Genomic DNA, 15,057 nt, shown 5'->3' on the forward strand with positions numbered 1-15,057 from the left:
ATATGGAAAGAATCCAATCGGTGGGCCGGCGCCATCTTCTGCCGAAGCCAAGCGCCCAGGACAGATGGAAGATCACGATTGTGAAAAGAACACGTTCGGTGATGGGCACGACCATTTATTATCTGGTGATGCTCAGCTTGTCCTTCGTGTTTCTGTACCCGCTGCTCTACATCATTTCGCGTTCCTTCATGACTTCGGTCGATGTGGCAAATGCCACGGTGCAGTGGATTCCAACCCATCTCAGCTTTGCCAATTACCGCATTGCTATGGAGCAAATTCATTACTGGCCAGGTTTTGCTAATAGTGCTATCATTTCCTTTGGAAGCGCTTTTCTGCAAATCCTCAGCTGCTCGCTGGTCGGTTACGGTTTTGCCAGGTTCAAGTTCCCGGGGAAGGGCCTATGGATGGCGCTGCTTGTGTTTACCTTTCTTGTGCCTCCCCAGACGATTGTCGTCCCGCTATATTTGTTTTTCAGCGATATTCCCTTCCTTCATATGAACTGGATCAACACGCATTTGCCGTTTGTGGTGCCGTCTTTGTTCGGCCACGGCCTGAAAGGCGCGCTCTTTGTGCTGATCTTCATTCAATTTTACCGCAGGCTTCCGCATGTGCTGGAAGAGGCAGCGAGGATTGACGGTGCAGGACCGGTGCGGACCTATTGGAAAATCATGTTCCCACTCGCCCGGCCGGCGATGCTTGTTGTATTTCTGTTCTCGGTCGTATGGCACTGGAACGACGTATTTGAGCCTACAACGTATTTGACCGTCCCGGATTTTTTCAATTTAGCGCAAAATATGGCCACATTCAATGGCAGTGCTGACGCCCAAATGGGGCAGATGGCACAATCGGTATCCTCAAGCCAGGCGATTGGCATGCCTCCAACCCTGATGAATCAAATTATGGCAGCCGTCATGTTGACGATCATTCCGATTCTGCTGCTTTACTTGTTCGTACAACGTTATTTCGTGGAAAGCATAGAGAATTCCGGTATCGCAGGCGAATAGCAATTGCACTGTTACTTATGGAGGTATATCGGAATTGCGGATTCATTGGACAAGAAAACTGGCGCTGAGAAGGAGTTTTCAGGCGAAGCTGGTGTTGACCTTCACCGTGATCATGATGGTCACGTTGTCCCTGATCACCTGGATCTGGTATTCCAACACCACGAACATTCTTAAACGGAACGCATCGGAGTACGTGATGGACAACATCAAGAACGCCAATCATAGTTTGGATTTTCTGATGAATGAATTCATTTCGCTCTCTACATTGATATCGATGAATCAGGAATTTATTGCGGAACCGATTACGCCAAAACCGGAGCAAAGCGATTACGAGCGACTTCTCCGGAGGCGAAAGGTCGAATCTTTTCTGGAAACGATCTATTCCTTTAACAGCAGCATATTGGCGATACAAGTCGTCGGGGAAGACGGGACCGTCTTCTCCGCCGGCTTCTCCAAGATGTATTACGATGTGATCAGCGATATCTGGAATAAAGATGTGAGCGGCGCTTCGGGCAAAGCGCTTCTGCTTCGGATTAACTTGGCGGGTGGTCTTGAGCCGGAAAGCGACGAGAGCTATACCGTAGTGATCGGGCAGGCTGTGCTGCGGGGCGGTAAAGTCGTGGGCACCGTGTACATGTATGTCCGGTACAGCGCCATCAGCAGTTTGATGAGCGCCCAATCGATACCTGGAACCGAATTGATCCTGCTTGATGAGAACGGAGGCGTTCTTTATGGAGAGGATGAGCATTGGTCCCAACTGATTCTCGGACACCCCAAGCTCAGCGAGGCGATGAAAGCGGTACAAGCCCGGGGAGGAAGCGTCCAGTATCAGGAGGATGGGAAGCTGGTTTTGATCTATCGGTCGGATCATACCCGCTGGACAACGGTCGGCTTAATTCCCATCGAAATATTGATCAAGGATTCCCAAGAACTTCGGAATCGGATGTATGGGGCATCCGCCATCGTGATGATCATTATTTTCTTGCTTATATTTGCGCTTTCCCAGCAGACGACCAAAAATATTAAGCGGCTCAGCAAGGCCATGAAGGCCGTAGAATCGGGAGATTTAAGCCCCAAGGAGCTGCCCCGGACCAAAGATGAAATCGGCCTCCTGTCGATCCGCTTTATGCATATGATGGATACGATAAACTCCCTGATTCACGATATCAAACGGAACGAGAAGAAGAAGAGGGAAGCGGATTTAAAGGCGCTGCAGCTTCAGATTCATCCCCATTTTTTATATAATACGCTGAATACGATACGGTATTTGGCCAAATTGCAGCATGCAGCAAACATCGAACAGGTGACGGGATCCCTGATTCATCTGCTCCGAAGCGCAGCAGGCAAAAATTCGGGTCTGGTTACGCTCAGCGAAGAGCTGCAAAGCGTGCAAAGCTACATGGATATTCAGAACTACAAGTATGTGGATGATATCGTTATCCATTATGACATGCAGCAAGGACTCGAGGATTACCGGGTTCTTCCCCTGCTGCTTCAGCCCTTGGTCGAGAACGCCCTGCTTCACGGGATCGAAGCGAGGAAAGATATCGAAGGCGGCGTCATCCGGGTGAGCATCCGTACAGAGCAGGATGACTGCCTGGTCATTGCCGTGATGGATAACGGTCCGGGGATGCCGGCAGAGATGCTGGATTTATTCAGACAGGGAAAGAATCAGGAGGACCAGCGCAAAATGTTCGGTATCGGTCTTCATAACGTTCATGAGCGCATTCAGCTGACCTATGGCAGCGCCTATGGCCTCGACTTGGACAGCAGGCCAGGAGAATATACCAGGGTTACTTTGCGATTGCCTTTTGACTCATCCCGGCCATCCGCTTAAGCGGGGGTCAAGCGATTCGTAGGGGGCGACGGAATGAACAAGGTTATGGTTGTGGACGATGAGATATTGGCCAGAAACCATTTGCTGGAGCTGATTGATTGGGAGCAGCAAGGGTTTCGGATATGCGGCATTTTTGATAGCGGGATATCGGCAATGGATGAAATGGGCCGGCTGCACCCGGACATTATTATTTCCGACGTGTACATGCCGATCATGGATGGAATTCAATTCTCAAGGCAGGCGCAAGCGGAATACCCGGGGGCCCAATTCATTATGCTGAGCAGTTATGACCGATATGATTACGTGCGGGACTCTTTTAAGGGCGGGGCCGTGGATTATTTGCTCAAAGACCGGATGAACGCGGAAATGCTGCTGTCCGCCCTGAATAAAGCCAGGCTGGCCGCAGCACAGAACCGCATTCATTCGACGGATCATGCCTCACCGGAAGCTGCGTTGTCCACGGATATGGACCGCGAAGCGGTGAAGAAGGAGATTCGTTCCTGGTTTCGTGGAGCCCGTCTGCACAGCGAAGCCTGGGTTCAACTGCAATCAAGCCTGAAAGCGCAGTACGGAGGCAAAGCGCTTGTCGTCATTGCCCTGCAGGTCGATCATGGCACCATCGGGGAGCAGGGTCTCTCGGAGGAGGAGTATCACCAATGGGCGAAATCCGTGTCCATGCTGTTCGAACAGCATTTCACCGGAGAGATGCTTTATATCCGCCAGCATCAGTTTGCGGTCCTGTATGATACGGCATCATCGCGGAGCGAACTTAAGCTGAATGAAGAAATAGAGCATTATCTGGGCCGGATATCCAAACTGTTCTCCAAGTTTCTCAATGCCCGGATTCGGTATTCGTTCAGCGCTCCCTGCTTAAGGCTGGATCAGCTCCCTCATGCCTATGCCGCCGCCGTAGCCTCCTTGGTTGAAGGCAGAAGATCCCCGGAGAAGTCGCCGGAATGGGGAGACATCTCCGGCACGGAGACAGGGGAATACCTATTGGGCATCCGGCAGGAGATGGCCATCCTGGCTTCGGTAGAGTCCAGGGACATCCCGTCTTTAGAGAGACAAATCAATGAGCTGTACCGAATCGCCAGGGATGGCAGCGGGGCTGTATCCGTCCGGATATCCCGTCTTAATGATCAATTGTGTGAGCTAGCGGCAAGATTGGGCCGACAATTCGGCCCCCGCGCCGAGGAGCTGGCAAAGCAGCTTCGAGCCGCCATGCTCTCCGGATCGGAAGAGAAGTGGGGGGAATGCGAAACTGCTGTAGTTGATTGCATGCTTCGCATGTTGGAGCTCATTGAGCCGGAAGCCGTCCCGGAGGGAGAATCCCTTTATGTACGGAAAGCAATGAATTATATCCGGACGCATTTTCGCGGTGAAATTTCACTTGGACATGCAGCAGCAATTGTCGGGATACATCCCGTATACTTAAGCAGATTGTTCCGACAAGAAACGGGAATCCCCTTCGTTGAACATGTTAATCGTGCACGGGTGGAAGCTGCCAAGAAAATGATTGAAAATAAAATAAAAATTAAGGACATTTACAGTGAAGTCGGATTCCAGAATTACAATTACTTCTTTAAAGTATTCAAATCGGTGACCGGGTTCACTCCTGCCAATTATGAGCGAATCGTTCTGCACAATAAGGCGAATTGAAGGGAATCAGAAGATGAAAGGGAGTGCATGATGAGGAGAAGCTGGCTCGGGTCCGTATGCTTGGCGAGTCTTCTAATACTGTCTTCTGCCTGCGATTCTGCTAACATCCATCTCAATCATATACCGGAACAGGATGGAGCCGATTTAAGCAAAGAAACAATCGTGCTCTGGAAGTGGATTCCAAGTGGTGATCAGATGCGGGATTTGGAGATATCCTTTGAACAGCAAAATCCGGACATCGATCTGGTCGTTCAGCATATCGGCGAATCGGAGGCGTATTTTCAAAAGTTATCCGTCGGACTTGCCAGCGGTAACGGGCCGGACATTATTGCGATGCAGGTTGGCGCGAATGCAAACAAATACAAGTCATTTCTTGAACCGCTCCGTCCCTACGCGGAGAAAAGCTGGGGCCCCGATTGGAAATCGCGGTTCCATAAGCTGGCCTTGGAACAATCCGCATCTTCGGGTGAGGATTATCGGGTTCTGCCGGGTGGAATTACCATTACACCTCTCATATTTTACAATCGGTCCATATTCGAGAGTTCGAATCTGGAGGAACCGCGTACATATGATGAGCTGCTCCATGTCATATCCGTCCTTCGAAAATCCGATCCTGCATTGCAAAACGGGATTGGAATCGGAGGGAAAGAGGGATGGGCCTGCCGGGACATCTTTATGGCGATCGCAGGTCAAATCGCCCCCGGTAAAGTGTACCGTGCGGAGCAGGGCCTGGTTCCCTGGACAGACCCGGACCTGGTCGAAAGCTATCGCTGGTGGAGAAAAATGTTTGAGGACGGGGTATTTGACAGCCAAGCTTTGGAACGTGCTCTTTATCCCTATGCTTATAACGATTTTAATCGCGGGACGCTGGCGATGCTCAGCATGGGGTCATGGCAGCTCAGCGTGATGACCCGCCAGGCGGTTAGCGGCTTATATCATCCGAACCGCTTTGGTTTATTTCCGCTGCCTCAATTGACTGAAGGAACCCGCCGGGCGGCTACGGCGACAGTGGATGTTGCCTGGGCGATGAACCGGGATTCGAAACACAAAGAGGCGGTATGGAAATTTATAGAGTTCATGACGACAGGGGAAGGGCAGCGAGTTTGGTCCAATTCACTGCAGGTGCTGCCAAGCGCAACAGGGATCCAAGTCGATCGGAAGGCCATGGCAGGTCAGATGGAAGAAAAGGCGCTCGCCACGGTCCTTGATTATTATACGGAACCCGGCATGGCTGGAACGCGCGAGCTGACGAATTCCGATGTTCAGCAGAAGCTGTTTGAAGTACTTCAGGCGCTTGCGGCGAAAGGCATAACTCCTGAAGAGGCTGCGCTGCAAATGCAGCAGGTGATGGACCGGGGTGCGCTATTTGAGAATACGAACTAAATCAAATATCAGCATGGTTTATTGATGTTTGTGAATGCAGCCGGTTCTTCGGGATCGGCTATTTTTCGTCAATTTCTCACGATGTTCAGAGAATCTATTTGCACTTCCACGATCTAATCTCCGGGCGCTCTAAGATTGCAATAGCGGGATGTGACTGTTTCCGCTACTATAAATATGGATGACTTCAAGAGAAGCGAGGCTCAGAAGAGTTTGATAAAGAAAATCATCATATTCATTACATATTTAGCTCTCATTCTGGGGGTAAGATGGTTCTGGTCGGATACGTTCAGTACGGGGGAGGAGCCGAAGGTTGTACAGGGCATTCTTGACCTGCGCGGGCACCCCATGGATGACAGGCATTCCATTTTACTGGACGGGGACTGGGAGTTTTACCCGGATCGGTTGGTCTCGGACAGCCGCCAGGCTGGCGGAAATGATCTGGAGAGGCCATTGATCCAGGTTCCCGGAGATTGGAGCGCGGCATGGCAGGACAAAGGCGGTTCGTCGTTCGGGTACGGGACCTACAGGCTCCGGATCCTAGTCGATAAGCAGCCGGACGAGCGTTATAAATTATGGATTAAAGAAATTAAAGCTTCATCCGTTGTCATCGTCAACGGGAATATCGTCGGTCAGGCCGGCAAACCGGCAGCGAGTTCTAAGGAGTATATTCCAGTCATCCAGTCTTTTGCGAAAACCGCTGCCCCGAATGAGCAGCATATGATTGATATTTTCGTACAATCGGCAAATTACCATGATCCCACGAGCGGGGGCATCATCGAGTCCATGCGGTTCGGCACGCAGGCGGCCATTGATTTTGAATGGTGGTATTCGATTGTTTTTCAGGTGATCGTGTTTACGATTCTGCTTCTTCATGCCCTGTACGCCGTCATAATGCTGGTCATTAACCCGAGGGAAAAACGGCTGCTGGCCTTTGTCTTTCTGCTCGTCTTTGCGGGATTGACGGTGGTTTCGGATCACGAGTATGTGCTATTGAACTGGTTCCCCCTGAATTATACCTGGATGCTGAAAATTCGCCTCTTGTCTTATTTAGGCGTTCCGTTCTGCATGCTGCTGATGGGCAGGGGCTTTACCGGGCAAGTCCGGCGCGGGCCGGTATTCCTTGCCTATTTAGGCGCCTCTGGGCTGTACTGGATCTTTGTACTTGCCGCTCCCGCTAATCTCGTGCATATTACAAGGACCCATCATGTCTTTGGCTTGTTGTACCTGCTTCCGAGCTTCTGGTTTTTTGCACTCATCGGCAAGATGGTGTATCAAAAGCGGAAGGATGCCTTTATTATCCTGCTGGCGGCAACGAGCGTCATGTCCAATATCGTGTGGGGAATTGCCAATTACGATTGGAATATCACCCCGATTTATTATCCGGTCGATATCGTGTCTGGGGTCGTCGGTTTTGCGGTGTACTGGTTTAAGCGATATTTCCGGAATGCGGCGGAAAATGCCCGGTTAAACGACGAACTTCGCAAAGCGGACGAACGGAAGGATCAATTTTTGGCGAACACTTCCCATGAGCTGCGGACGCCTCTGCACGGGATCATCAACATTGCGCAATCTGTGCTTTCCCGTGAGGGACGATCCATGTCGGAAGCGAGCCATCAAAATATGGAGCTGCTCGTCACCGTCAGCCGCCGGATGTCGCAACTGCTGAATGACCTCCTTGACGCCGTCATGCTGAAGGATCAGCGGATCGTGCTGCGCCGGGAAGCGCTGCAGGTGGAGTCGGTCGTGTCCGGCGTGGTCGGCATGCTGGCTCATATGACGGAAGGGAAGCCTGTTCAAGTGGTCATAACGATTCCGAATCAGCTTCCTGCGGTTGATGCCGATGAGCAGAGACTGACCCAAATTGTGTTCAACTTACTGCATAACGCGATCAAATTTACCGATGAAGGCGTCATTGAAATTTCGGCTGAGGCCAAGGGAGAGGCGGTTGTGATTCATGTGGGCGATTCGGGTCGAGGGTTGGAGCAGGGCGCGCTGGAACGGATTTTTCTTCCTTACGAGCAAACTCAGAACGATGGCGATCATGGGGGAATCGGGCTTGGTCTCAGCATCTGCAAACAGCTGGTGGAGCTGCACGGGGGGAGATTGACCGCTGAATCAGCCTCTGGAGAAGGAGCGGTGTTCAGCTTTTCGATTCCCAAGGCCGAAGGCCGGCTGCAGGGGGAGCCAAAGAATCCCGAGGAAGGCCATACGGAGCCAATGAGGGAGGATGTCCCCCTCTTCCCATTGGAACGCATGCACATCACGGAAACGGCTGTATCCATGGAGACGTCTTATGCTGGCCAAGCCGCTGGATCACTGAACGAATCTATATCCGGTGGAATCAAAATTTTAGTCGTTGAGGACGATCCGGTAAATCTGAGGGTGCTTGCAAGCATTTTTGCGGAGGAGCCGTATGAAATTCAAACCGCTTTATCAGGGAAGGAAGCACTGCAGCTGCTCTTGTCCTCGACCTGGGACCTGCTCATTTCTGATGTCATGATGCCGCAGATGTCAGGTTATGAACTGACGCGAATCGTCCGTGAACGGTTCAACAGCTTCGAGCTGCCGATTCTGCTGCTGACCGCAAGGAGCCGGCCGGAGGATATCTATGCCGGATTTATGGCCGGCGCCAACGATTACGTGGCGAAGCCGGTGGATGCACTGGAGCTGAAATACCGGGTACGCTCCTTAGCGACGCTGAAAAAATCTGCAGAAGAGCGCCTGCGGCTCGAGGCGGCGTATTTGCAGGCACAGATTCAGCCCCATTTTCTGTTTAATACGATCAATTCGATTATGTCCTTGAGCGACATCGATTTGGACCAAATGCGGGAGCTGGCCGATGCGTTTACTTCATATTTGCGGATCAGCATCGATTTTATTAATTCCGAGCAGGCCGTTCCGCTCTCCCATGAACTGGAGCTTGTCCGGGCGTATTTGTACATTGAGAAGGCGCGTTTCGGACCGCGTCTGGCGGTCATATGGGATATCGATCCGCAGTTATCGCTGTTTATACCGCCGCTCACGATACAGCCGCTGGTCGAGAACGCGGTTAAGCATGGGCTGCTGAGCCGGATTCAAGGCGGGACCGTGCAGATTACGATCCGCCGGGAAAAGGAGGGCACACGATTTGAAGTCAGGGATAACGGAAAGGGTATGACTCCAGCGGAAGTACAGAAACTGCTTCAACCGCATTCGCGCAGTGTACCTTCGTCCAAGGGCATTGGACTGTTGAACACGAACCGACGGCTGCTGCAGCGGTATGGTCAAGGACTCCAGATCGAGAGCCGGTTGGGGCAGGGGACCGTGATGTACTTTTTCATACCAAGCCGTCCCGAGCCGGATCAGGGATTCGTACCACCACAAAGTATAGAATGAGACAAAAGCACCCTGCTGAACAGGCTGCTTTTGTTCGGATGAACCTGATGTATGACGTCCGTATAAAACGATGACCTGCCTACAAGTCTTGTTCCAATGGGGCCAGGACGGTTCCGGAACCCGCAGCCTTCAGGCTCAAGCACTGTGCGATTCGCTTCAGTGTTACGGCCAGTCTCGCGGGTTGAACGGGCTTCAATAAATAATCGAGGGCATTCACCTGAAAGGCGTGAACTGCAAATTGTTGAAAGGCGGTCACAAAAACGATGTGCATCTGCGGATGGATCGCGAGCAGCTGCTCAGCCAGCTCCATGCCGGACATCTCCGGCAGTTCGATATCCAAAAAGGCCACATCGGGTACCTCCCGCCGGGATGCCGCCAGTGCATCGTGCGGATTCATATAGGATCCGAGCACCTTCCACGGAACATGAACAGCGGTCTGTGTCCGAAGCAGTTTTTCCATTTTTAATAATGCCAGATTCTCATCATCGACGATAATTACCTTCAAGCGGCTTTCTCTCCCAACAGGTGCAGTGTTTTCTCGGAAGCGGTTATACTTATGTACTCTGGAACTTTTCAAACACTCCGTTTTACCCGGTTACTCATGCGTTTCTTCTTGTACGACCGAACACGTATGCCAATCATCCATGGCCATATACCCGCGGCGGACCAGCGCAAAAATGGTATTTGTCGTACAGCACCATTCGACATCAGGCAATCTTGGTGAGCCGTTCCTCGTCTTCGGCAGAACGCCCGCATACGTCCAAAATCCTCCGTGATTCCAGCGAACGAGCTTTCCTCCGTGATTTCGGGCTTGTTCCAGCGCTTCCTGCTGTATTATTGATAACATTCCTTCACCACCAATGACTCCTTTTTGACCGATAAAATATTCCTATCCGATATAGACCTATATAAGCCATTTAAGCACACTGCTCTGAATACGTTCTGAATAACGGCAAGCCATCGGGAGAAGGATAACTTGACGTCCCATGGGACAATCTAATCAGAAATGGTTGTACCTTCCTAAGAAAGGAGTCAATCCTGCGATGGCTGAAGAACAGCAGAAACGTCCGTCCGGGAAAACGATCGGGGCCATTGCCTCGGTTCCCTTCATCATGACGTTCGGCAATTCCATGCTCATTCCGATCCTGCCCCAGATGGAGTCGAAGCTCCATGTTTCATCGTTCCAAACAAGCCTTACGATCACCGTGTTCTCTTTGGTTGCCGCCTTTTTCATACCGATTATGGGGTATTTGTCCGACCGGTTTAGCCGAAAAGTCGTCATCGTGCCTTCGCTGATCCTGTACGGAATCGGAGGCCTGCTGGCTGGGTTCGCGGCGGCGATGTTTCCAAAACCGTTCCTCTGGATTATGGTAGGCCGGACGCTACAGGGCATGGGAGCGGCAGGGACAGCCCCGATCGCGATGGCCCTCACGGGCGATTTGTTCAAAGGGTCCGAGGAAAGCAAAGTGCTTGGGCTGGTCGAGGCATCCAACGGCTTTGGCAAAGTCATCTCGCCGATTCTCGGATCACTGGTGGCCTTGATCGTATGGTACAGCGTATTTTTTACCTTTCCGGCGGTCGTGATTATTTCCATCGCGCTCACCTGGCTCCTGATCAAGGAGAAGAAGAAGACGAAGGAGCCGATGCCTTTCAAGAAATATATCCATGGCCTCGGCAGCGTGTTCAAGCAAGAGGGCCGATGGCTGATCCCTGCGTATTTAGCCGGCGCAACCTGTCTGTTTGCGCTGTTCGGAATCCTTTTTTACCTATCCGACATGCTGGAAAAAGAACACAACATCGTAGGAGCCGTCAAAGGGCTGGTATTGGCCATTCCTCTCCTGGTCATGTGCACCACGTCCTATGTGACCGGCAGCCAAATCGGGGAAAACCAGAAGCTGATGAAACGGCTGATCGTGATCGGCTTTATTTTCATGACGCTTGCCTACGTTCTGCTGGCGTTTATCGGGCATTTGACTCTGTTCATCGCGATTCTGGCCATCAGCAGTCTGGGAACGGGCCTGATCCTGCCATGCATCAACAGCTTTATTACGGGGGCGGTCGGCAAGGAAAGACGGGGCGCTGTGACCTCGCTGTACGGGTCGGTGCGGTTTTTCGGGGTGGCGGTCGGACCGCCGTTGTTCGGATGGATGATGGGATGGTCGCGTCCGGGCATGTTTCTGTCCATTGCCGGACTGACGTTTGTGATCGGACTGCTCGCCCTTTTCCTGATCCGGGTCGACACCGGGGGAAAGCCGTCCAGCGGCAAACGCGCCGAAGCTTACCGCAAAAAGCCGGCGAGCCTGATCCGGCCGTTCGGCGGACGCCAAAAAGCCGGATCCTGATCCGGGTCCGGGTCTTTGGGTTGAAAGATGCTGTTGGCACGTCAATGGGCTAGGGCCTGGCCTGCTATTTTTTGCTGCGCCAGGCGAGCCCTGTTGTCCATCTTCGCTGCGGCTTGCGGCCGAGCATGAAATTGATGACCCGGGTGGAGATCATTTGGCATCCGATGGCGAAAAGGATGATTTTCCAGTTGACGACATATGCCGTCATGACAAAGATAACCCCGTTCATCCAGAAAAGGGATGTGCCGGGTTTTATTTTTTTGTACTTGTATATCACCAGAGCGGTATAGCCGATACCACCATTGGATACCCGCTGCCTCATCAGCATCGAGACGCCGGTACCGAGAATGAGGGAGCCGATCAACAGATCAAGCCACACATTCAGCAGCGGCGGCCGAATATATACCTCAAAAAAATTGACCGATACGCTCGTGGCGGTGATCACGTAAATGGTGCCGATGGCACTGAACATGCCCAAATGATGGGCGGTAAAAATCAGAAAGATAAAATTCGCAAACCAGAAGCCAAGGCTCATCGGCAGGCCGAACTCGTGGTTCAGCAGCACGGCAATGCCGGCCCCTCCTCCGGAAGGGATGTTGTGAGGGAACAAAAAGAGCGCCATCGCAAAACCTTGAAGCACCGCCCCTGCGGTAATGAGGGAGATTTTCCTGCTGAGACGACGATAAAACCGATGCCGGTAACGGCCGGGAATCATCTGTATTTTCAACCGCAATCATCCTTTGGAGATTAGTTTGTTGGTCAAAGCTGGTCAAGCATTCTTTAAAAATGTATGCTTGTCTCCGGACAAGGATGCCAGTTCCTTTGATTCCCATCCATTTTGAATCCTTACTGGGTATGCACTTTACCAGGTGTGCCTCTCGCGGCATGTTAGAACACCAGGGACAGCGTTACCCCGCTCGGTACTCCACCAGTTGCCGGCTTATGGTATGGTTGACATATATGCGTATCCTTCGTAAGGAAATAAAAATCTTAAAAGGATGTAGAAGGGATAGAGAAGGGTCGGAGAAAGGATGGAGAAGGGATGGAGAATTTAGGGCAGGACAACCATACGGGGCTGGAATGGGCCACATTTGCGGGCGGATGCTTCTGGTGCATGGTGCAGCCGTTTGACGAGCTGCCGGGTATCCGCTCGATCGTGTCCGGTTATACCGGGGGCCGTACGGAGCATCCCACCTACGAACAGGTAGGAACGGAAACGACCGGGCACTATGAAGTGGTTCAGATTGTTTTTGACCCGGAGGTGTTTCCGTATGAGCGTCTGTTGGACATCTATTGGCAGCTGATCGATCCGACCGATGCGGGCGGGCAGTTTATGGACCGGGGGAACTCTTACCGGACGGCCATTTTTGTACATAACGCGGAGCAGCGGGCCAAGGCGGAAGCCTCCAAGCGGGACCTCGCCGCGAGCGGGCGTTTTAAGGGTAAAATCGTCACCGAGATTTTACCCGCGGGTCCGTTCTATCCGGCGGAGGACGAGCATCAGGACTACTATAAAACGCACCGCTACGACTACAACCTCTACCATGAAGGTTCTGGGCGGGGTGCGTTTACCGATAAACATTGGCGCAGAAAGCAGGATGATGCTACGCTGCAAAGACGGCTGACCCGCCTTCAGTACGAGGTCACGCAAAACGGCACGGATGAGCCGCCGTACGAAAACGCGTATTGGAACAATGAGCGGGAAGGGATCTACGTGGATGTGGTGAACGGGGACCCCTTGTTCTGCTCGCGCAACCAGTTCGATGCGGGGACCGGCAGGCCGGCGTTCACGCGGCCGATCCACGAGGGCTTCCTCCGCCGGAAGGCCGACCTGCGCAGCGGTAAAGCGCGCACCGCTCTGTACGCCCGCCTGTCCGGTGCGTACCTGGGCCACCTGTCTCACGATGGCCCACCGCCTGCCGGGCTGCACTACCAGGTAAACTCGGCGGCGCTGCGCTTTGTGCCGCGGGAGGAGCTGGAACGGGAAGGGTACGGGAGGTATAAGGGGCTGTTTGAGAGGGAGTAGGGGGGGAGGTAAGGGTAAGTTGGTGAACAACCTTAGGCCGTCCTTGAAGGATGGCCTAAGGGCATGGTTCGTTAAAGTGTAAAGCCTGTGGCTGGGTCAAGACGGATGAAGTTCTTGGCGGAATCTTCTAAAGAAGATGCTTATGTCCTCAACCAGCCGATCCGGAACCTCCATGGCGGCGAAATGCCCGCCGTGTTCAAACTCGGTCCAATGGACGATGGGATGTTGGCGCTGCGCGAGAGAATATACAGGTAATGCCAAGTCGTAAGGCAGCACTGACACACCCAATGGTACGGGACACCGAAGGGCCCCTTTCGATTTCGCACTTTCGTAATACAATCGGGCTGATGATCCGGCGGTTCCGGTAAGCCAATAGAGCATCACATTCGTTAGCAGCCGATCGGCGTCCACCCTGCAGGCAGGATCGGTCCATTCGTAAAACTTCTCGGCGATCCATGCCAGCTGCCCGACCGGCGAGTCCGTGAGCGCATAGGACAAAGTTTGGGGCCTGGTGGATTGGAGCCTCGCATACCCTGCCGGCGCAGACCGGTAACGTTGTGCGCGTTCAAGCCTTTCACGGTCTTCTTTAGACAGTTCGCTCGGATCGAAGTCCTCCGCTGGAACTGTATGCAAATAATTCACATGGACGCCGCACACATGCTCACTGTCCGACTCGGCCAACAATCGGGAAATGCCTGCGCCCCAATCGCCGCCTTGGGCGCCATAACAGCCGTACCCGAGACGACACATCAGCTCCGCCCAAGCCCGGGCAACCCGGTGCATATTCCATCCCTTATCCAGGGTAGGCCCCGAGAACCCGAAACCTGGGATCGAGGGAATGACCAGATGGAAAGCGTCAGCCGGATCGCCGCCGTGAGACCGCGGATCAGAGAGAGGTCCGATGAGATCGAGGAACTCGACGATCGAGCCCGGCCAACCATGAGTAAGGATCAGCGGCAGCGCACCTTTTTCCGGGGAACGGATATGCAGGAAATGAACGTTTGCCCCGTCGATGGTTGTAGTAAACTGTGGCAACCCGTTTAACCGCTTTTCGTGCTTGCGCCAATCGTATGAATTGAGCCAGTACTCCGCCAGTTCCTTGAGATAGCCGAGCGGCACGCCGTAATCCCAACCGGCATCCGGCAGTTCGTCAGGCCAACGGATACGGGCGAGACGGTCCCGCAGGTCGTCGAGCGCACTTTGCGCAATTTTGATGTGAAACGGCAGTATATTTGTGCTGTCCATACGATTCATGAAAACGTGCTCCCTCCTACAATATAGTTGAATTATCAACGTTATATGAGGAATGTAACATCCTTATTGTTGAGTTGTCAACATAAAATAATGCAGACTGGATCACAAAAAGGGAACACTTAAATTCGCCAGATTTGCTCGTTAGAGAGTAACTTGGGTGAAAATAGATGCACTTTT

General features: G+C 52.6%; 11 protein-coding genes. 7 read left to right on the forward strand and 4 right to left on the reverse strand.

Going from position 1 to position 15,057, the window contains the following annotated elements:
- The first annotated feature begins 2 nt into the window (after window positions 1-2).
- From CJP46_RS19085 to CJP46_RS19105, 5 genes are all read left to right on the forward strand, one after another.
- Complete coding sequence (locus CJP46_RS19085; RefSeq protein ID WP_094597213.1) at window positions 3-1,004, forward strand: carbohydrate ABC transporter permease; 1,002 nt, start codon at window positions 3-5, stop codon at window positions 1,002-1,004.
- Between the two features lie 34 nt (window positions 1,005-1,038).
- Window positions 1,039-2,841: a cache domain-containing sensor histidine kinase gene (locus CJP46_RS19090; protein WP_094597214.1), complete on the forward strand. Its 1,803-nt coding sequence runs from the start codon at window positions 1,039-1,041 to the stop codon at window positions 2,839-2,841.
- A gap of 33 nt (window positions 2,842-2,874) precedes the next feature.
- Complete coding sequence (locus CJP46_RS19095; protein ID WP_094597215.1) at window positions 2,875-4,500, forward strand: response regulator transcription factor; 1,626 nt, start codon at window positions 2,875-2,877, stop codon at window positions 4,498-4,500.
- A gap of 195 nt (window positions 4,501-4,695) precedes the next feature.
- Entirely contained in the window at window positions 4,696-5,883 is a 1,188-nt protein-coding gene (locus tag CJP46_RS19100; RefSeq protein ID WP_179281229.1) for an ABC transporter substrate-binding protein, read from the forward strand.
- A 210-nt stretch (window positions 5,884-6,093) separates the two neighbouring features.
- Window positions 6,094-9,258: a hybrid sensor histidine kinase/response regulator gene (locus CJP46_RS19105; RefSeq protein ID WP_306431057.1), complete on the forward strand. Its 3,165-nt coding sequence runs from the start codon at window positions 6,094-6,096 to the stop codon at window positions 9,256-9,258.
- Window positions 9,259-9,337: 79 nt separating this feature from the next.
- Here CJP46_RS19105 and CJP46_RS19110 read toward each other — a convergent pair whose 3' ends face one another.
- Both CJP46_RS19110 and CJP46_RS19115 read right to left on the reverse strand, forming a co-directional pair.
- Entirely contained in the window at window positions 9,338-9,763 is a 426-nt protein-coding gene (locus CJP46_RS19110) for a LytR/AlgR family response regulator transcription factor (protein WP_094597218.1), read from the reverse strand.
- Window positions 9,764-9,853: 90 nt separating this feature from the next.
- Window positions 9,854-10,105, reverse strand: a complete 252-nt coding sequence (locus CJP46_RS19115; RefSeq protein WP_094597219.1) for a hypothetical protein — start codon at window positions 10,103-10,105, stop codon at window positions 9,854-9,856.
- A 196-nt stretch (window positions 10,106-10,301) separates the two neighbouring features.
- Here CJP46_RS19115 and CJP46_RS19120 point away from each other — a divergent pair, with 196 nt between their 5' ends.
- Complete coding sequence (locus CJP46_RS19120; RefSeq protein WP_094597220.1) at window positions 10,302-11,600, forward strand: MFS transporter; 1,299 nt, start codon at window positions 10,302-10,304, stop codon at window positions 11,598-11,600.
- A 64-nt stretch (window positions 11,601-11,664) separates the two neighbouring features.
- Here CJP46_RS19120 and CJP46_RS19125 read toward each other — a convergent pair whose 3' ends face one another.
- Window positions 11,665-12,327 carry a YitT family protein gene (locus CJP46_RS19125; RefSeq protein WP_256992420.1) on the reverse strand — a complete coding sequence of 221 codons (663 nt, stop codon included), beginning with the start codon at window positions 12,325-12,327 and terminating at the stop codon, window positions 11,665-11,667.
- 315 nt (window positions 12,328-12,642) lie between these two features.
- Here CJP46_RS19125 and msrA point away from each other — a divergent pair, with 315 nt between their 5' ends.
- On the forward strand, window positions 12,643-13,626 hold the full coding sequence (gene msrA / locus CJP46_RS19130) for a peptide-methionine (S)-S-oxide reductase MsrA (RefSeq protein ID WP_094597221.1): 984 nt from the start codon (window positions 12,643-12,645) through the stop codon (window positions 13,624-13,626).
- Between the two features lie 96 nt (window positions 13,627-13,722).
- On the opposite strand, the gene CJP46_RS19135 is transcribed toward msrA, so the two are convergent.
- Window positions 13,723-14,880 (reverse strand): epoxide hydrolase family protein, encoded by a 1,158-nt coding sequence (locus tag CJP46_RS19135; RefSeq protein ID WP_094597222.1) that lies wholly within the window; start codon window positions 14,878-14,880, stop codon window positions 13,723-13,725.
- Between the last annotated feature and the right edge of the window lie 177 nt (window positions 14,881-15,057).

Source organism: Paenibacillus sp. XY044, from assembly GCF_002257645.1.
In the GTDB taxonomy this organism is placed as follows: Bacteria; Bacillota; Bacilli; order Paenibacillales; family Paenibacillaceae; genus Paenibacillus_AQ.